This is a genomic window from Streptomyces sp. NPDC058457, assembly GCF_042720695.1.
GTDB lineage: Bacteria > Actinomycetota > Actinomycetes > Streptomycetales > Streptomycetaceae > Streptomyces.
Window position 1 is genome coordinate 13,349 of the sequence record NZ_JBHXLU010000130.1, and the last position, 17,227, is coordinate 30,575.

Annotated in this window: 17 protein-coding genes; 8 read left to right on the forward strand and 9 right to left on the reverse strand. The window is 67.8% G+C overall.

The features are described 5' to 3' along the window. The first annotated feature begins 2 nt into the window (after positions 1-2). A complete protein-coding gene (locus ACFWPS_RS50170) occupies positions 3-413 on the forward strand; it encodes a Tn3 family transposase (protein WP_383720109.1) in 411 nt (136 codons plus the stop codon). Positions 414-423: 10 nt separating this feature from the next. On the opposite strand, the gene ACFWPS_RS50175 is transcribed toward ACFWPS_RS50170, so the two are convergent. The 3 genes from ACFWPS_RS50175 to ACFWPS_RS50185 all read right to left on the reverse strand — a co-directional run bounded on the left by ACFWPS_RS50175 (position 424) and on the right by ACFWPS_RS50185 (position 1,970). After that, complete coding sequence (locus ACFWPS_RS50175) at positions 424-1,086, reverse strand: response regulator (RefSeq protein ID WP_383720112.1); 663 nt, start codon at positions 1,084-1,086, stop codon at positions 424-426. Between the two features lie 81 nt (positions 1,087-1,167). Continuing rightward, positions 1,168-1,494, reverse strand: coding sequence for a sensor histidine kinase (locus ACFWPS_RS50180; protein ID WP_383720114.1), 327 nt, complete (start codon positions 1,492-1,494; stop codon positions 1,168-1,170). Continuing rightward, complete coding sequence (locus ACFWPS_RS50185; RefSeq protein WP_383720117.1) at positions 1,479-1,970, reverse strand: SRPBCC family protein; 492 nt, start codon at positions 1,968-1,970, stop codon at positions 1,479-1,481. Before ACFWPS_RS50185 ends, ACFWPS_RS50180 begins: the two co-directional genes overlap by 16 nt. A 240-nt stretch (positions 1,971-2,210) precedes the next feature. On the opposite strand from ACFWPS_RS50185, the gene ACFWPS_RS50190 reads away from it, so the two are divergent. After that, the gene (locus tag ACFWPS_RS50190; protein ID WP_383720119.1) at positions 2,211-2,783 is read left to right on the forward strand and encodes a TetR/AcrR family transcriptional regulator; all 573 of its coding nucleotides are present in this window, start codon (positions 2,211-2,213) and stop codon (positions 2,781-2,783) included. A 93-nt stretch (positions 2,784-2,876) separates the two neighbouring features. Here the strand turns inward: ACFWPS_RS50190 and ACFWPS_RS50195 are convergent, their stop codons facing one another. Together ACFWPS_RS50195 and ACFWPS_RS50200 are read right to left on the reverse strand one after the other, a co-directional pair. Continuing rightward, a complete protein-coding gene (locus ACFWPS_RS50195) occupies positions 2,877-3,752 on the reverse strand; it encodes an alpha/beta fold hydrolase (RefSeq protein WP_383720122.1) in 876 nt (291 codons plus the stop codon). 580 nt (positions 3,753-4,332) lie between these two features. Then, positions 4,333-4,548, reverse strand: coding sequence for a hypothetical protein (locus ACFWPS_RS50200; RefSeq protein ID WP_383720125.1), 216 nt, complete (start codon positions 4,546-4,548; stop codon positions 4,333-4,335). Positions 4,549-5,590: 1,042 nt separating this feature from the next. Between ACFWPS_RS50200 and ACFWPS_RS50205 the strand changes: the two genes are divergently transcribed. Both ACFWPS_RS50205 and ACFWPS_RS50210 read left to right on the forward strand, forming a co-directional pair. Continuing rightward, positions 5,591-6,787, forward strand: coding sequence for an IS110 family transposase (locus ACFWPS_RS50205; RefSeq protein WP_383720127.1), 1,197 nt, complete (start codon positions 5,591-5,593; stop codon positions 6,785-6,787). 57 nt (positions 6,788-6,844) lie between these two features. Further along, positions 6,845-7,303: a DUF4279 domain-containing protein gene (locus tag ACFWPS_RS50210; protein WP_383720130.1), complete on the forward strand. Its 459-nt coding sequence runs from the start codon at positions 6,845-6,847 to the stop codon at positions 7,301-7,303. Positions 7,304-7,362: 59 nt separating this feature from the next. Here the strand turns inward: ACFWPS_RS50210 and ACFWPS_RS50215 are convergent, their stop codons facing one another. Beyond that, complete coding sequence (locus tag ACFWPS_RS50215; RefSeq protein WP_383720132.1) at positions 7,363-8,217, reverse strand: alpha/beta fold hydrolase; 855 nt, start codon at positions 8,215-8,217, stop codon at positions 7,363-7,365. Between the two features lie 558 nt (positions 8,218-8,775). On the opposite strand from ACFWPS_RS50215, the gene ACFWPS_RS50220 reads away from it, so the two are divergent. Continuing rightward, positions 8,776-9,378, forward strand: coding sequence for a TetR family transcriptional regulator (locus ACFWPS_RS50220; RefSeq protein WP_383720135.1), 603 nt, complete (start codon positions 8,776-8,778; stop codon positions 9,376-9,378). Positions 9,379-9,665: 287 nt separating this feature from the next. Further along, positions 9,666-10,667 carry an NADP-dependent oxidoreductase gene (locus ACFWPS_RS50225; RefSeq protein WP_383720138.1) on the forward strand — a complete coding sequence of 334 codons (1,002 nt, stop codon included), beginning with the start codon at positions 9,666-9,668 and terminating at the stop codon, positions 10,665-10,667. Between the two features lie 893 nt (positions 10,668-11,560). Here the strand turns inward: ACFWPS_RS50225 and ACFWPS_RS50230 are convergent. Together ACFWPS_RS50230 and ACFWPS_RS50235 are read right to left on the reverse strand one after the other, a co-directional pair. Beyond that, positions 11,561-13,282 carry an aldehyde dehydrogenase family protein gene (locus tag ACFWPS_RS50230; RefSeq protein ID WP_383720141.1) on the reverse strand — a complete coding sequence of 574 codons (1,722 nt, stop codon included), beginning with the start codon at positions 13,280-13,282 and terminating at the stop codon, positions 11,561-11,563. Further along, positions 13,279-14,844: a GMC family oxidoreductase gene (locus tag ACFWPS_RS50235; RefSeq protein WP_383720143.1), complete on the reverse strand. Its 1,566-nt coding sequence runs from the start codon at positions 14,842-14,844 to the stop codon at positions 13,279-13,281. The genes ACFWPS_RS50230 and ACFWPS_RS50235 overlap by 4 nt, the downstream gene beginning before the upstream one ends. Positions 14,845-15,027: 183 nt before the next feature. Here ACFWPS_RS50235 and ACFWPS_RS50240 point away from each other — a divergent pair, with 183 nt between their 5' ends. Next, the gene (locus ACFWPS_RS50240; RefSeq protein WP_383720146.1) at positions 15,028-16,215 is read left to right on the forward strand and encodes a PucR family transcriptional regulator; all 1,188 of its coding nucleotides are present in this window, start codon (positions 15,028-15,030) and stop codon (positions 16,213-16,215) included. Positions 16,216-16,421: 206 nt separating this feature from the next. Then, entirely contained in the window at positions 16,422-16,889 is a 468-nt protein-coding gene (locus ACFWPS_RS50245; RefSeq protein ID WP_383720149.1) for a transposase domain-containing protein, read from the forward strand. Between the two features lie 80 nt (positions 16,890-16,969). On the opposite strand, the gene ACFWPS_RS50250 is transcribed toward ACFWPS_RS50245, so the two are convergent. After that, on the reverse strand, positions 16,970-17,227 hold a 258-nt coding region (locus tag ACFWPS_RS50250; protein WP_383720151.1), incomplete at its 5' end, for an alpha/beta hydrolase.

Genomic DNA, 17,227 nt, shown 5'->3' on the forward strand with positions numbered 1-17,227 from the left:
GAATGCTCCGGTACCTCTCGGACGCGCCGCTGCGCGGCCGGGTGACGGCCGCGACCAGCAAGGTCGAGGCGTTCAACGGTTTCAGCGACTGGGTGCGGTTCAGCCAGCGTGGCACGGTGGCGGCCAACGACCCGGTCGAGCAGGAGAAGGACGTGAAGTTCACCTCTTTGCTCGCCGACCTGCTGATCTTCCACAACACCCTCGACATCGCCGACGTGGTGCGGCAGTTGCAGGCCGAGGGTTGGGTCATCGACCCGCTGGACCTGGCCCAGATCTCGCCTTACCTGACGGAGCACGTCAACCGGTCCGGCGTCTGCTCCACCCATGAGATAGGGGTCACCCCGGAGGACTACGACATCCACCTCGACGACGACCTCAGTGTGTTGGAGGACGAGCAGGCTCCAGCGGCATGACCCGCATGCTTCAGCGAGGCAGGGTGACGAGCCCCATCTCATAGGCGGTGATGACGAGCTGGACCCGGTCCCGGGCGCCCAGTTTGGTGAGCAGCCGTGACACGTTCGACTTGGCGGTGGCCACAGTGATGAAGAGGTCCTCGGCGATTTCGGTGTTCGACCGGCCGCGTCCGACCGGGATCAGCACTTCGCGTTCCCGCTCGGTGATGCCGTCGACCGGCCGTGAGGAGCGCTCCGGGACAGCCTCGGGCCGCCCGATGAAGTCCGCGATCAGGCGGCGCGTCACACCCGGCGCGATCAGCGCTTCGCCGGCGGCGACCACGCGGATCGCCGCGAGGATGTCGTCCAGCGCCATGTCCTTGACCACGAAGCCGCTCGCGCCGGCCCGGAGCGCGCCGTAGACATGGTCGTCCTCGTCGAACGTGGTCAGGACAAGGACGCGTGTGGCTGCGGGACCGGCCGTGATCAGGCGGGTGGCCTCGATCCCGTCCATGCCGGGCATCCGGATGTCCATGACCACAACGTCGGGGCTGGCATCCCTGACCATCTGGACGGCCTCGGCGCCGGTGGCGGCTTCACCGACGACCTCCAGGTCGCTGTGATCGGCCATGAGAACGCGTAGACCGGACCGCGCCAAGGGCTGGTCGTCGGCGAGCACAACGCGGACTGTCACTGGTGGACCCTCCTCTCTGCGGGCTCTGAGAAGGTGCCCATGTCAGATGCCGGTGAGAGCCGGGGGGACGGCCCGCGATGGTCATCGGGTCTCCACCGGAACTCCGACGGGTGCGGGCCGCGGCAGCCGGGCCGCCACCCGGAAGCCGCCCTCGGGGCGCGGCCCGGCGCTGAGGTGGCCGCCCAGCAGACCGACCCGCTCCCGCATCCCGATGATGCCGAAGCCGTGGGCCGAGCCGTTCCCGGTGGTGCCGCGCCCGTCGTCGACGACCTCCACGGACAGTTCCCCGTCTCCGTAGTCGATGGCCACCCGGCAACGCCCGGTGCCCGCGTGCCGGACCACGTTGGTCAGCGCCATGACGCGCCGTGAGTTGTCGGTGCCGCGGTTGAGTGTCAGGGACGGCGGCACACGTCCTCAAGCTGCTTCATCGCGTCCTGGAAGGCCTTGTCCATGAGGCCTTGGCTCGCCCGAAGCAGTAGGCGTACGGGGGGCGCGCAGTCGACAGCGATTGTCCAGTCGACTCTGGTCCGCTCGTTGGCCAAGGGAGTGAGTGTCCACTGCTCCATCATGGCCGTGACACCGCGCGTACCGGTTTCGTCGACCTGATAGGCGAAACGCTTACCGGGGTCCCAGGCGAGCACGGTCTCGCGCGCCCGGAACAGCCGGTACAGGCGTATGTGGCGCACCGTTCCCACGCCGTAGGGGGGTGCTCCTTCATAGCTGCATTCGCTGACCGGCCCGAACCAGCGGGGCCAGTCCTCGGGGTGGGCCGCCAACTGTTCGAAGATGGCGTCTGCGGGCGCGTGGAGGTCTCGGGTGCGTGTGCGCCGGACGGGGGCACGTTCGAGGAAGCCGAGGTCTTCGGAGCGCAGTTGATGGGCCATGGTGTTCGACCTTTCGGCGGAGCGGCGGAGCGGCGGATCGGTGGCGCGGGTGTGTCCACTGACGGATCGGACCGGGGTCAGCAACGGGATGCCCCTGGGGCCCCGGCGACCAGCGCGTCTTCTGAATCCAGCGGGCGAATCCCGTTCCAGAATAGCTGCCGATCATAATATTACGTCTGTCAGGTCACGGATTATGCTGGGGAGCGAGGCAGCGGCCCAAACGGCGAATGGAGGAAGCTCATGGTGCGTTACGCCAAGGAGCACAAGCAGGTGACGCGGCGGCGGATCATCGACAAGGCCGGCCACCGGTTCAAGCAGGACGGCATAGACGGTTCGGGCATCTCCACGCTCATGTCGGACGCGGGTCTCACCAACGGAGCCTTCTACGCCCACTTCACCTCCAAGGACAACCTCGTCGCCCATGTCGTGGCCGACGAACTGCGCGCGCAGGTCGAGAGGTACAACACCCTGCGCCCCGGTCGCGAGGGACTCGAAGATCTCATTCGCGAATACCTGTCCGCCGAACACCGGGACAACCCCGGCCTCGGATGCCCCTCCGCCGCCCTGCTCGACGAGATCGGCCGCTGCGGAGACGAGACCAAGCAGGCCTACACCGACGGCGCACAGGCCATCTTGGAGGAGATCGCCGCCCGGCTGGCACCCGAGGATCCGAACTCCGCTCGCGGCAAGGCCATCGGGCTCTTCACCATGATGGTGGGGACGTTGCAACTGTCGCGAGCCCTGTCCGACCGCAAGCTCGCCGACGAGGTCCTTGAGCAGGGAATCGAGAACGGCCTCGCGTTCATGGGGTGACACGGACCTCTACGGCGGCCCCGCCCGATCACCGGGAGGCACGCCCGGCCGGAACCCCGATCGTCGCGGACGTCAGCAGGGAGCGGGAGTACGTCACGCCTGCTCCCGTTCGAGGAACTCAAGAGCCGTCGCCACGAACTGCTCGTGGAACTGGAAGATGCCCCCGTGACCGGCGTCGGGGTACAGCACCAACTCGCCGTTCTGTACTCGCCGCGCCAGGTCGACCGAGTTCTGGGTCGGAACCATCCTGTCGCTCTCACCGTTCGCGACGAGCACCGGCTGATGGATGACCGAGAGGTCCTGAGGCTGCTCCAGCCCCCAGCGGTGAATCGCCTTGAGCTGGGCACCGTACGACGTGAGGGAGATCGCCTTGTCCCGGTCGCGGGTGCGCTCCTTCAGGCGGCCCAGGAACTCCTTTCCGGCCCGACGTCCATTGGCGGTCCGGGTGAAGAAGAGGAACTGCTTCGGGTCCTGAAGGGTGAGCAGCCCCCGGACGGTGTCGAGATGGGACAGCCGGCTCACGTTCTTGATGCCTTCGCCGCCCGCGGGACCGGTACCCGTGAGGATCAGCTTGCGGACGAGCCCCGGTTCGGTCCGCACGATCTCCTGGGCGACCATGCCGCCCATCGAGAAGCCGTGGAGATCGACGTACTCGAACCCGAGCGCCCGGATGAAGGTGACGGCGTCCTTGGCCATCGCCTGGATGGTGCGCGGCGTCGAACCGCTGGAAGCGCCGACACCCCTGTTGTCGAATGTGACGACCCAGTGCTTGGCGGCGATGCCGTCGACGACGCGGGGGTCCCAGTTGTCGAGGACCGCGGCCAGGTGGGTGAGGAAGACCACCGGGATGCCCGACCGGGGCCCGAGCTCGCGATAGGCGAAGGTCACCCCACCAGCACTGATGGTGTGAGTCGGTGCGTTCTTGTACGACGTCACGACGTCGCCTCGTACTTCCTGTGAGTCAGTCACGATCGCGCCCTTCGGCGTGAGGGTTTCCGCAAGGGGCGCCAGACCCTCCTTCATCGGGTGGGCAAGGGCACCGAGCAGTCACCTGCGTCTCCCGACTGCGGGTGCAGTCCGCGAGGTCGACGGTCAAGGCCGCGGGCGTCGGAACTCTGAACGGTCGAGCCCCTCAGTATCGCGTCGACGATTGAATTATGACCGTACTCCCATGAGACCGCAAGTCCATGCCAGAACGCGATGACGCCATGGCCGGGATCGCGGACAGGCTCTTCGGGCAGCCTCGACTCTCGTGTCGCGGAACAGTGGCCGCACCGGAGCGAGCCCCAACGGACCGGCAGCTGTCCTGCGCGTCCGTTCAGCGCTCGCGGTTCCGACAGCCACGGGCATCCACCCGTCTCCTGGCACAGCACGCATTTCCCGGCATGCGAGGCGACAGCCGGAGCCAGTTCGTCCCGCGTCACAGCTCGACCGGGCCCAAGGGCTCTGCAGTACCCCTCAGGCCCCGGGGCGCCCACAGGCATAAACCAGCCGCTTGACTCCGTCCCTACCATGGGTAAGGCGATCAAGCAGGTCGCTGCCGAATCTGTCAGGCGCTTCGACGGTAGAGGACACGCAGCGGTCGCTCATGGATGCACTCCATGACGCCGGGAAGCATGAACAGCGCGCGACAAACCAGCGAGGGTCTGCCCTGCGCGGGCCTTGTGCCGTCGCCGAACGCGGCACTCACCAGGGCTTGGCCGGCACCGTACCAGCTCAGCCCCGAGACGCCCTCGCGCACCAGGAAGCCCACAGCAGGGGGCATGCCACCGATCCGCCGAGAGACATTGCGTCGCGCAGCCGCCGAGCCACCGTCGCGATGAAGACGAACCCGATGGCGCTCTACAGCAGAGTCGGTTCCCCGTAGTTGGGAGCCACAACGAACACGGAGACCGGCCGCGGAAGTCCGAATACGAATCCGAGGACGAACCGTACGGACCTCAGGACACCGCGCACCGGGGAGGTGACCGAGGTCAAAGACTCGACCCCGCAGATGAGAGCGGGCAGAAGTGCCGCGAGGCCGCAGACCCGGAAAGAGGGTTCCTCGTAGCCGAAGCTCTCCCAGGTGGCAGCACCATTGCTCCACGCTCTCCACGCGACCTGGGAGAACAACACCATCAGCAGGCTGGACACCAGGGCCACTCTCCCAGGGCAGGTTCGTCCAATTCTGCCCCTTTCACCGTACGACCTTCGACCGAACTGATTGTCCGGCTGGACGTAGAGGGAATCGATCCGGACCAGCTACCGGCCGATCAGGCACAGACCGAGTGTGCAGACCAAGACCGCGAGACCGCAGCTTCCCGTGCCAACCAGGAACCCTCTCGCCGCAAAACGCAGTCCTCCGGCGCGCCAGGTCGGACATGGCCGGTCCCCCGCGAGGTCACGCCTCCGGGACACACCGACTGCGGTCGGCTCATGGTGGTGACGTTCGACAATTGCGCATGGCCCTGTTCACCAGTGTCGGTTCTGGCTCGCTTTCCGAAAGTGAGCCAGAACTCGTTCTCGTGGACAGGACCATGCGTAGGCCACCGCCGCCCTGACAACTACGGGCGGCCGTGGGGTCGAGGGGGTCAGGCGGCTCTACCGTCTTGATCGGGTTGATCGGGCCATTCGTAGGGTTGGGTCGCCCAGGGGTGCCGGGTGTGGCTATCAGGCGGCTGCCGTCTCGTGGCTTGCCTCGCTTCGCCGCCCGGAGCCCCACGACGACTCGGCCGCCGATTAGGAAGTGCGAACAAGTCGCTGTGTAGAGCAATGCCGGCGAGGTCGTCCGTGGCACGAACAGAGCGAACACGTACGTCAGGAGCACGATGAGCCGGATATGGGCGGGGATCGACAGCGGCAAGGGCCACCATCACGGCCTCGCCCTGGATGCCGACGGCAGGACGCTGCTGTCGCGGCGGGTCGCCAACGACGAGCCCGAACTGCTGAAGCTGATCGGTGACGTCCTGGACCTGGCCGATGGCCGCGAGGTCACCTGGGCCATCGACATGACCGGCGGCGAGCCCGCGCTGCTGCTGGCCCTGCTGATCAACCATGGCCAGGAAGTCCTTTACATGCCCGGCCGACTGGTGAACCGGGCATCCGACGGTTACCGCGGCGAGGGCAAGACCGACGCCCGTGACGCCTACGTCATCGCCGACCAGGCCAGAATGCGCCGCGACCTGCGGCCCATCCGCCCCGGTGACGAAGCCGCCATAGAGCTCAAACTGCTGACCGGACGCCGGGCCGACCTGGTCGAGGACCGCACCCGCGCGGTGAACCGCCTGCGCGGCACCCTGCTGAGCATGTTCCCCGCCCTGGAGCGGGCCCTGGAGGTCACCAACACCGGGCCACTCAGGCTCCTGACGGGCTACCAGACCCCGGCCTCGATCCGCCGCGCCGGGATCTCGCGGCTGACCACCTGGCTGGCCAACCGCAGGGTCCGAGGCGCGAGATCCCTGGCCGAAGCCGCGGTCGAGGCCGCCGAACGCCAGCAGACCGCCGTCCCCGGGGAGAAGATCATCGCGAAGCTGGTCCACACCCTGGCCGGGGAGGTGATGGCCCTCAACGAGCAGGTTTCCGAGCTGGACAAGCTCATCAAGGGCCGGTTTCACGAGCACGAACTCGCCGACATCGTCCTGAGCGTCCCCGGCATCGGCACCGTGCTGGGCGCGGAGTTCCTCGCCGCCGTCGGCGGCAGCCTGGACGAGTTCGACTCCCCGGACGCTTTGGCGGCCTTCGCCGGCGTCGCCCCGGCGCCTCGTGACTCGGGCAAGGTCAGCGGCAACCTTCACCGGCCGATCACCTACCACCGAAGGCTCCAGCGCGTCTTCTACACCTCCGCGCTGGTCAGCGTCCGCTACGACCCGAACTCGCGGAAGTTTTACGACCGTAAACGCGCAGAAGGCAAGAAACACGTCCAGGCCGTGCTCGCCCTCGCTCGCCGACGCGTCAACGTCATCTGGGCCCTGATCCGAGACCGACGGTGTTACGAGGTCACGCCTCCGGTCACCGAAGCCGCCTGACTGCTGGGCACGCATAATCACGGTCGGTCCATCTCCCGCGCGGCTATCCTCCACGGGATGCCACTTCGCCAGTACGCCTACTTCGCGCTGTTCAGCCAGCACACCTCGCCAGACGACATGACCTCCCAGCTGGGCATCACTCCTGACGAGGTGACTGTTCGCGGCAGCCGGTTCACCGAGCCGACGGTGGTTCCGGTCAACCACTCGTGGATGGTTGTCTGCCGGGAGCCGGGTCTGCGCGTCGACGAGCAGATCACCCGAATTCTCGACAGGCTCCACCCCCACGCGGACCGCATCTGTGACCTCACCGGGCAGCTGGCCCGCACCGGCGGCGGAGCAGTGCTGCAAATCGTCCGCTACTTCAACGACACCGGCCAAACACATCCGGGGGCAGCGGGTGCCCCCAACCTCTTGGGTTGGCACCTGGACCGCAAAGCCCTGGACTTCCTCAACGCCACCGGCGCCGAGCTCGACATCGACGAGTACGACATGGCCGGAACCGAGGACACCAGGTGAGCACATGACTTCGTACTCACCTGGCACATGAGTCGCACTCCGACGGCTTGACAACAGCATTAGGAAGCGAGGAAGTCGGCGATCTGCTTGGTGAAGGCCTTGGCGTACTGGAAGAGGAAGGCGTGGCCGGCGCCGGTGTAGAGCACGAGGGTGGCGTTGTCGAGATGCTGAACCGCGACGTAGGAGTTGTGGGCGGGGATCATCACATCGTTGAGGCCGTTGGCGTAGAGGACGGGATGCTTGATGGCCTCAAGTTCCGCCACCACCTCGTCAAAAGGGGCCGCCAGGAGAGTGGCCGCCGCGGTGAGCATGCCCTGAGCCGCCGTCTCGGAGACCGCGGGGCCACCGCTGGCGAGCCGGGTCGAGACGTGGTCGAAGTGCTCGCGCCCGGAGGAGCGGGCCGCCTGCGTCTCGGGGTAGAACAGGTACAGCATGTCCTCCAGGTCGGCATCGGGCTTGGCCATGATGCCCAGGACCTTCTCACTGAAGGGAGGAGCGTCCGGCACCCAGCCGGCCGGGCCGCTGCCCGCCACGACGAGCCTGCGTACCAGCTCGGGGCGCCGCACCGCCACACGCTGGGCCACGATGCCTCCCAGGGACCAGCCGAGCAGGTCGGCCTGCACGAGACCGAGCGCCTCGATGAACTCGATGGCTCCCTGGGCGAACCCTTCGAGGGAGTCGCGCGGCTCACCGTCGGTGTAGCCCACACCGACGTTGTCGAACACGATCACGTCACGGTCGGCGGCCAGGTAGTCCAGGAACTCCGGGTCCCACCAGTCGATGGTGCCACGAAAGCGGTTCAGCAGGACCAGCGGTACGCCGCCCTGCGGGCCCATCCGCCGATAGGTGAACCGTGCGGAGGGACCGTCGACAGTGAGGTCCTCGGCCTTGTCTGCCAGATACGTACTCATCATGTCCTTCTCCTGTTGACGGGTGTGCGGGACACCTCAGGGGTTGGCTGGCGCGGCACAACGAAGATGGTCCTGGGGTCCGCGAGGCGGAGTGCCGGGTGGGCCGAGCGGACGTTGCCGATCAGGTAGTGGACCGGCACGGGTGGATCAATCACCTGCTCGACCACGCTGCTGACGTACACGTCACCGGTTGAATCAAGATCACTTGAGGCGGATCAGGCACCGTGACGGTGACGCCCCCGCTTCCGACTCGTACCGACCACCCCGGAAGCCGCCTCGACAAGCGCGAGGCGGGCACCTTCGGAGCGAGCATTTGAATTATGATCGTAATATTATCAAGGAAGAGCGCGTGGACGCAAGCGGGATCCGAGGTCGGCCAAGCGCCACAAGACACCGCCGACACCCCGAACCGGCAAGCCCTGCAGGCCTGAAGAGCCGTCCAGCGTGGCGCCCCGCCGGCATCCGCAGGCACCCTAGATCATTGAATTACGTTCGCAATACAATATGACGAGAGAGTCCGCCCGGAGCAAGCGACCTCTCCAACGAGCGAAGGAGCGCACGGTGCGGTACGGGAAAGAGCACAAGCAGGCAACCAGGCAGCGGATCATCGAGGCGGCCGGACGCCGGTTCAAGCGGGACGGCATCGACGGCTCGGGCATCTCGGCCCTCATGAAGGACGCAGGGCTGACCAATGGCGCCTTCTACACCCACTTCACCTCGAAGGACGACCTCGTGGCCACCGCGGTCGCCGACCAGTTGCGGGCACAGAACGCAAGCGTCGTCGCGCACGCGGCACCAGGTCGCGCAGGACTTGAGCAGATCGTGCGGTGGTATCTGTCCGCCCAGCATCGCGACAGCGCCGACGACGGCTGCCCCTCCGCCGCCCTGCTCGACGAGATCCGCCGCTGCGCAGACTCGACCAAGCAGGCCTATACCGACGGCGTTTTGATGGTCGTAGACGGGCTGGCCGCACGCCTGGCACTCGACGATCCGCTCTCAGTCCGCACCAGGGCACTCAGCGTCTACGCCATGATGGCCGGGACGCTACAACTCTCCCGAGCCCTCGCCGACAAACGGCTCGCCGACGAACTGCTCGAACAGGGCATCCACAACGCCTTCGCTCTGCTGGGCATCGAGCGAGAGCAAGCCGGGACCTTGGCCTGACGCGCCCGACGAACACGCATGCCCGCCCGGCGGGTCGCCCACCCGCGCCTGGGTGGCACACCACGGCAACCCCAGCACCGAAGGACCCGCTTGCGATCCCTCACCTCCACGCATAGCATTACGATCATAATCTCTAATGGGCTCCGCCTCTCACCCGTCGCACGAGCCGGCGGCGGCCTCCACGACTCGCGACATGACACCGGAAGGTCCAACCGACCGGGGCCAAGGTCGCGCACCACACCCTGCACACCACCCCGTCCGCTTGCGGACGAGATACGGAGACGACGATGAGGGCCTTCACCGTAGAGCGCTACGGCGACAAGGCCGGCGTGCGTGTCGGCGAGGTGCGGGACCCGGACGTGGGCACGGATGACGTGCTGGTCCGGATCCAGGCCGCGAGCGTCAACCCGCTCGACCGCATGATCCGGGACGGAAAGATGAAGGCGATCCTGCCGTACCGGGTCCCCTTCGTCCTGGGCAACGACCTGGCCGGAGTAGTGGTCGAAGTAGGCTCGGCCGTCACACGGTTCGCCGTGGGCGACGAGGTCTTCGCGCGGCCCGACAAGGACCGGATCGGCACGTTCGCCGAGCTCATCGCGGTGCACCAGGACGACCTGGCGATCAAGCCTGTCACGCTGACCATGGAAGAGGCTGCGTCGCTTCCCTTGGTCGCCCTGACCGCGTGGCAGGTGCTGGTCGAGCGGGCGCGTGTTCAGCCAGGTCAGAAAGTCCTCGTCCACGCCGGCGCCGGTGGCCTGGGCACCGTCGCCATCCAGCTGGCGAAGCAACTGGGTGCGCACGTGGCGACCACGACGAGCACGGCCAACGTCGGTCTGGTGAAGCGCCTGGGAGCGGACGTTGTCATCGACTACAAGAAGCAGACGTTCGAGACCATGCTGGCCGATTACGACGTCGTCCTCGACTCGCTCGGCGGCGAGACACTCAAGAAGTCCCTGGACGTGCTCCGGCCCGGCGGTCAAGTCATCAGCGTCGCGGGCCCTCCCGATGCCGCCACGGGCAGGGAACTGGGAGCGAATCCGATCATCCGACTGGTGATGTCCGCGTTGAGTTTCCGGATTCGCAGACTCGCCCGGCGCCGCAATGTGTCGTACTCGTTCCTGTTCATGAGGGCCAGCGGGGACCAGCTCCGCGAGCTCACCCCACTCATCGAGGCCGGCAAGATCCGGCCCGTCGTCGACACCGTGTTCCCGTTCGAGTCGGTTCGGGAAGCGCTTGAGTACGCCGGAACGGGGCGCGCGAAGGCCGGCAAGGTCGTCGTCAAGATGTGAGGGAACAGCCCTGCCGGCCGGCGGGCCGGACGAGCCTTCCTGAAACGTCTCAAGGAGCGGACGCATGACCGCGACAAGGAGATCTCACTGCCTGCGGTCCGCGCCCAGTTGAAGGCCGTCAAACGATGGGGTCGCCAGGCACCGTCAGATCTGTCGAAGATCCTTCAGCCGGTCCTCCTGGCAAACGGTGACAACGACCGGATGGTGCCCAGCCCGAACACGGTCGACCTGGCCGCGCGCCTGCCCCGGAGCGAACTCGTCCCCCTCTACCCGGACGCCGGGCACGGGGGAGTCTTCCAGTACCACGATGAATTCACGGCAACAGCACTTGAGTTTCTCGGATCCTGAACCTGACAGGCGTTCGTGAGGCAGAGTCTTCACGCCCTGCGAAATGACCCGCCGACCAGCATCACCATGGCCTCCGGGTGCGGGATGCAGCACGCCTGGGCCTCTTTCGACCCTTCAGCGGCGGTCCACTCGCCCATCGCCGCCAGTCGGTCCTGGCCGCAGCACCAGGACGCCGCCAGCCTGCAGGAATTCATCGCGCTTTGGGGTAAGGCGTCATTGCGGCCGGCTTTTGCGGCCGCCCGCAGACGCCTCGCCAGTCGCCGCACCACTCCGGCAAGCAACCACACTGCCCTCGAAGCAGAAGTGTGCCTTCGCGCCGCAGTCCTGGAGGCGATACGTGACCTCTCGGCCGGCGAGCAGGACGTTCCGTGGACCGTGAGCGTCGCCGCGACCCGGTTCGCCTCGGTGTCGACCTTTGCGTACGACAGCCTGTGCCGCCCTGCACCACGGCATCGCGATCCGGCAGCTCGCGTGCGGTGTTGTTCCGGCAGGACGGCCAGGTCGACCGTGGTCGTCTCCCGAGTCGGTCCGAGATGGGTCGGTGGTCACCCGCGCAGTGCGGAGGCGAAGATCCTGGGCAGCGCGGACCAGCGGGGCGAGGCAGAGAACCGAGTGAGCAGACGTCCTGTGGTGACGGCGGTGCGGTTGGTGACGAACCACGGAGGCTTGGGGGACATCGAGAGCTCCCCGTGGAGGACCGATCGGGGGGCAGGACGGAAGGGGCCCCGTACGACGGTGCGTTCCGGCCCGTCCAGGAGTACGGCGTTGTGCACGACGCCGATCCCGCTCTGTACGTCATCGAGGGTGTGGCCGGGGAAGGCACCCCAGCTGGCCGTCGCGGTCAGGTAGCCGACGCCCGTCCACGCGTTCAACGCGACCGTTCCGTAGCGCAGTTCGGCAATCGCCTCGTCGAGAGCCGGGCCCAGTGCGGAGATGGTGCGGGGGTGCGCGATGAGGTTCACACCGAGCGTTCCGGCGAACTTCTCGTTCGCTGTGCGGACTGCCTCGTCCAGGAACTCTCCGGCGTTTCCCGGCAGTTCGAGAACGGCCAGGACGGGGGCGAAGTACTCGGTGGTCAGTGCCGGTCCCGGCTCCCCCGGGTCGAGGCCTTCGATCAACACCCTCCCTGCGATACGCTCCGCGCTCGGGTACGACGCGAGGGCCTGCGCGACCCGAGCATCGCTTCCCGGGTAGTAGGCGGGACGCGCCGGCGCTTTGGCCAGCGCGGTTCGCAGATGCGCCAGGAACCGGTCCTTCTGCGTCCAGTCGGAGCTGACGACGACCACCTGGGCCGCCACGCAGTTGTAGCCGCCGTTGTGCAGCCTGTGGGTGGCGACGTGCTCGGCCTGGAAGCGCAGATCGGCCTCGGACCAGTCACCCGGTATCACGATCGTCGGCGAAACGCCGCCCAGTTCGCTGGTGACCGGCTTCTGGAGCACTGGCGTGCCCGCCTTCTTGCGGGCGGCACCCTCGGGACCCGTGCCGAAGACGATCGCGTCATGGGTCAGGGCGCTGCCGGTCATGTGGACATGGCTGACGCCCGGGTGGTGCACGAGGTAGTTGCCGACTTCGGCGCCGCCGGTCACGATGCGGACCGCGCCGACGTCGATCAGCGGGGCGAGCACCCGGTTGAAGACGTCGAGGAGCCCGTCGGTGACCGGGTTGAGCTTCAGGACCACGACCCGGTTGTGCGCGTACAGCTCGTACAGCACGTCCAGGACCGGAATCGAGGTGACGTTCCCCGCGCCGAGGACCACGCCGACGCCAGCGGTGTCGGCCGGCTGTCGCAGGGCAAGGCCCGCCCGGCTCCGTACCGTCTGCGCGGTGACGCCGGGCGGCATCCATACCTCGGCACTGAAGCCGCTCAGCAGGAGCCTGTCCCAGACGCTGTGCGGCAGGACACGGACCGCGACGCGCCCACCGGGGGCCGGGACGGTGGAGAAGGCGTCCACGGGGCTGCCGCCCTCCTCCAGGGCACGTACGCTCGCCGCGAGCGCGGCCGTACCGGTCAGCACCGGGTACGGGCCGGAGACCCACTCCTCGCCGATCAGCGGGCTGCCCTCCGGCAGCTGCTTGTACGCGACGGCCGCGCGTACCCAGGCTTCCGCTTGCTGGGCGGTGGCGGCGTGCACCCGCTCCAGCAGTTCCCTTCGCTTCGCCAGACCGCACGCGGCCCAAGCGGCCTCGCCTCGGGCCAGCTCGGCGACCGCCCGGTCGACCTCTGCCACCTCACCGGCGGCCGGTCCGGTTGTCGGCGTCATAGTCATCGGGTGACTCCCTTGAATCCCGTGATGAGGTCGGCCGCCTTCTCCGCGGCCATGATGACGGGGGCATTGGTGTTCCCCCTCGGCACCGTCGGGAACACCGAGGCGTCGACGACCCGCAGGCCGGCCACGTCCAGCACCCGCAGTTCGGGGTCGACCACCGAGCCGATGGCACAGGTGGACGTCGGGTGGTACTCCGTCTGCCCGGTCCGCCTCACCCAGTCGAGGATGTCCGCCTCGGAGTCGGAATCCGGCACCTCGTACGGTCCGGTGACGAGGTCGGCCACCGCCGGCTGCGCCGCGATCCGCAGGGCGATCCTGATCCCGCTGACCAGGGCGTCCCGGTCCTCGGCCGTCGTGAGGTAGTTGTGCACGATTCGGGGTGCGGCGTCGGGGCGCGGGGATCGCAGCGTCACCTGCCCCCGGCTGGTGGGGGCGAGCAGACAGGGACCGAACGAGAGGCCGTGTTCGGTGGCGGGGCCGAGCCCTTCCTGGTGGAACAACGTCGGCGCCGCGTTGAACTGCAGGTCGGGGGCGCCGAGGTCGTCCCGGCTGCGGAAGAAGCCGCCGGTCTCGCCGATGTTGGAGGTCAGCGGCCCGCGCCCCTCGCTCTGCAGCAGGGCGGCGTACTCCGGGCTCGCCGCGGTGATCAGGGACTCCACGTCGGTACGGAAGTTCAGCAGCACCATGTAGTGGTCCTGCAGCCCCTGGCCCACGGGCAGGTCGCGCACCACGTCGATACCGAAGGCCGCCAGCGCGGCGGCGGGCCCGATCCCGGACAGCATCAGGAGCTTGGGTGACTCGTACGCGCCCGCGGACAGGATCACTTCACGCTCGGCACGGACCACCTCGACCACACCGCCCCGGTCCACCTCCACGCCCGTCGCCCGGCCGTCCTCGATCACCACGCGTCGGGCCCGGGTGGAGGACAGTACGGTGAGGTTCGGCCGTTCCAGGGCGGGATGCAGGTAGGCGACGGCCGTGCTGCAGCGCAGGCCGCCGCGCTGGGTCAGCTGGTAGCGCCCGACGCCGAACTGCGTCTCGCCGTTGAAGTCCTCGTTGTGCTTGTATCCGGCCTGCTCGGCGGCGTGGACGAACGCCGTGGCGAGCGGATGGTCGGACCGGCTGTCGCTGACCGTCAGCGGCCCGCCCTCTCCATGGAAGTCGTCCTCGCCCCGCTCATTGTCCTCGGACCGCCGGAAGTACGGCAGCACATCGGCGTACGACCAGCCCGTGGCCCCGCCCGCTGCCCAGTCGTCGTAGTCGGCAGGGTTGCCGCGCATGTAGATCATGGCGTTGATCGAGCTGGAGCCGCCGAAGACCTTGCCCCGGGGCAGGTAGGTCCGCCGGCCGAGGAGCCCCGGCTCCGGCTCGGAGTCGAGGTCCCAATCGAGTTCGCTCTTGAACAGTTGGGGGAAAGCGGCCGGGATGTGGATCTCCTGGGCCGTGTCGGGCCCTCCCGCCTCGATCAGGGCCACCCTCGTATCAGGGTCCTCCGACAGCCTCGCCGCGAGCACACAGCCCGCCGACCCCGCGCCGACGACGACATAGTCGTAGGTGTTCATACGATCTCCCTTGACCGATGGGTGCGCGGACTGTGCGAACGCCACATTCGCATTGCCGCGATGGAACACACTGACCTGGATGCTCGCCCTGCCCATGCCCTACGGGCCATGGGCAGGGGCCGGAAATATCAACGTATGAATTGGGCCTGTGCACAAACGCGCCCGGCGCCTACCATCGGCCGCATGACGACGTTGCTCGCCGACGAGTGCATGGCCGAGTTGCTCGACCGTCTGCTGGACTCGGTGGACCCGCTGACCGAGGAGCTGACCGCCGAGATCGTCGACGGCGAGCACTCGTACGCCGAGAGCACTCAGCTCAGCCACGAGCAGTTGCGCACTGCCGTCCACGACAATCTCCGCACGCTGCTCACCGCCTTGCGCGGGGGCGCGCCCACGGATCTGGACGCCCCGCGGGCGGCAGGCCGGCTCAAGGCGGGACAGGGCATTCCGCTCGCGGCCCTGCTCCATGCCTACCGTATGGCCGGACGGTTCATCTGGGACCGGCTGCTGGCGATGGCCCTCGACGACGACAGCGCCACCCAACTGCTGCACAGAGCGTCGGACATCTGGGCGGTGATCGACGAGTGCTCCAGCGCCGCGGCGGAGGCCTACCGCGCCACCATCGAGGAGCAGGCGCGCCGCGACGCGGCAGCGCGCAGCATCATGCTCACGACGCTGCTCGACGGCACCGCCGAGAACAACTCCAGCGCCTGGGAGATCGTGCGAGTCCTTCGCCTCGACCGCAACGGGCCCTTCCAGGTGGTGTACGCCGAGATCAACGACGGCTCGGAACCACTGCCCTCGGCCGAGGGACGGCTCCGTGCGCTCGGCATCGGTTCCGAATGGACCCACCAGGCCGGCGCCCTGCTGGGCCTGCTCGCCGTGCCGAACGGGCACCCAGCCGCGACGACGCGGGATCTGCTGGGCGCCATCGCGCTCTCCCGGGTGGGCATCAGTCGGCCCTTCACCTCCCCCATGGACGCCTCGAACGCCCGGCGAGAGGCCCAACTGGCGGCCCAGTGCCTGCCCCCCGGCACCCATGACACTCACGTGTACGGAAGTTCACCGATCGCGCTGCTCGCAGCCGCGTCTCCCGACGCCGCCTCGGAGGTGGCCCATACGGTCCTCGGACCGCTGCTCGCCCAGCCGGACGCGGAGCAGTCCGTCCTGCTCGACACGTTGGACACCTGGTTCACCACCGGCGGCTCGACGACCAGAGCCGCCGAGCTTCTGCACTGCCACCGCAACACCGTCCTGTACCGACTCAACAGGATCACCGAGCTGACCGGCCGCCGAACCACTGACGCGGCCTCCTCGGCGGAGCTCTACATCGCTCTGCGGGCCGTGCGACTGGGCAGCGTCACGCGCTGACCAACTGTCGACATCGCCGCCAGTGCAGCCTGAACGGCCCGAGCTCAGTCGTGTGCGGATGACGAGCCCGTGTTCTCGTCCCACGTGATCGTCCCGGCCACAACGGCACGCGCCCGCAACCTGGAGAGCCTCTCGCCCAGATACGCAACGGAACCCGTTCTGCCCCACCCCTGTCTGCGCTCACGACCGCCTCAACCACGGTCACCGTGGCTGCAGGATCTTTCGCTCCGGACCATCTCGGAGAGTTGACCGGGGTGGTGCCGTTCGAGCTTGTCGAGGCGATGCCGGCAGAGACTTGCAGTGCCGAACGCCGCCTGCGGATCCTGCCCTCGCGATTCGGCGTCTGCTTCTGCTTGGCCATGTGGCTGTTCCCCGAGATCGGAGACCGGCTGGTGTGGGAAAAGATGACCACTGCTCTTGCCGAAATGACGCTGATCTCACCGCCCGCGAAAGCCCTACGTGACCAACGCCACAGGCCGCGCAGCGCCCCTCAAGGTGCTGTTCGAAGCGCTGGCCGACCCATTGGCCCAGCCGACCGCTCCGGGAGTGAGTGCGGTTCAAACTACGGCAGCGACGAGGCGACCGGCTCCCACAGCTCAATCGGGAACCAGCCGCCGCGACATATCAGCGCCCACGACCACCCAGGACGCCGCTACGGGCCATACACCGCATGAGACATCCTCACAGTCGTACGGCAAGGACTTCGTTGCGCCTTCCGTCGAACGGATCTCGCCATCACCGGGCCTCTGGCCGGTCAGATCTTCAGCTTCTCCCGGACCCACGCGCCGATCTGCGCGATAGCCGCATCCGCCTCCGGAACACGCCCGGCACCATAGATGTACGAATGCTGACCCCCCTCCACCACCACCGTCGCCGTATCGACACCGGCATCCCTGACACGCGCAGCGAACTCCTCATCCTCCCCCGCCAGGACCTCGTACGTCCCCCACGACACAAGAGTCGGCGGCAGACCACCAAGATCCGCCCGGTTCAGACTGATCCTCGGATCCGA

What these genes read in the sequence shown, in the direction of transcription:
- ACFWPS_RS50170 (WP_383720109.1), top strand. Translation starts at nt 3, where the DNA reads ATGCTCCGGTACCTCTCGGACGCGCCGCTGCGCGGCCGGGTGACGGCC.
- ACFWPS_RS50185 (WP_383720117.1), bottom strand. Translation starts at nt 1,970, where the DNA reads ATGGCCCATCAACTGCGCTCCGAAGACCTCGGCTTCCTCGAACGTGCC.
- ACFWPS_RS50190 (WP_383720119.1), top strand. Translation starts at nt 2,211, where the DNA reads ATGGTGCGTTACGCCAAGGAGCACAAGCAGGTGACGCGGCGGCGGATC.
- ACFWPS_RS50200 (WP_383720125.1), bottom strand. Translation starts at nt 4,548, where the DNA reads ATGCCCCCTGCTGTGGGCTTCCTGGTGCGCGAGGGCGTCTCGGGGCTG.
- ACFWPS_RS50205 (WP_383720127.1), top strand. Translation starts at nt 5,591, where the DNA reads ATGAGCCGGATATGGGCGGGGATCGACAGCGGCAAGGGCCACCATCAC.
- ACFWPS_RS50210 (WP_383720130.1), top strand. Translation starts at nt 6,845, where the DNA reads ATGCCACTTCGCCAGTACGCCTACTTCGCGCTGTTCAGCCAGCACACC.
- ACFWPS_RS50215 (WP_383720132.1), bottom strand. Translation starts at nt 8,217, where the DNA reads ATGATGAGTACGTATCTGGCAGACAAGGCCGAGGACCTCACTGTCGAC.
- ACFWPS_RS50225 (WP_383720138.1), top strand. Translation starts at nt 9,666, where the DNA reads ATGAGGGCCTTCACCGTAGAGCGCTACGGCGACAAGGCCGGCGTGCGT.
- ACFWPS_RS50230 (WP_383720141.1), bottom strand. Translation starts at nt 13,282, where the DNA reads ATGACTATGACGCCGACAACCGGACCGGCCGCCGGTGAGGTGGCAGAG.
- ACFWPS_RS50235 (WP_383720143.1), bottom strand. Translation starts at nt 14,844, where the DNA reads ATGAACACCTACGACTATGTCGTCGTCGGCGCGGGGTCGGCGGGCTGT.
- ACFWPS_RS50240 (WP_383720146.1), top strand. Translation starts at nt 15,028, where the DNA reads ATGACGACGTTGCTCGCCGACGAGTGCATGGCCGAGTTGCTCGACCGT.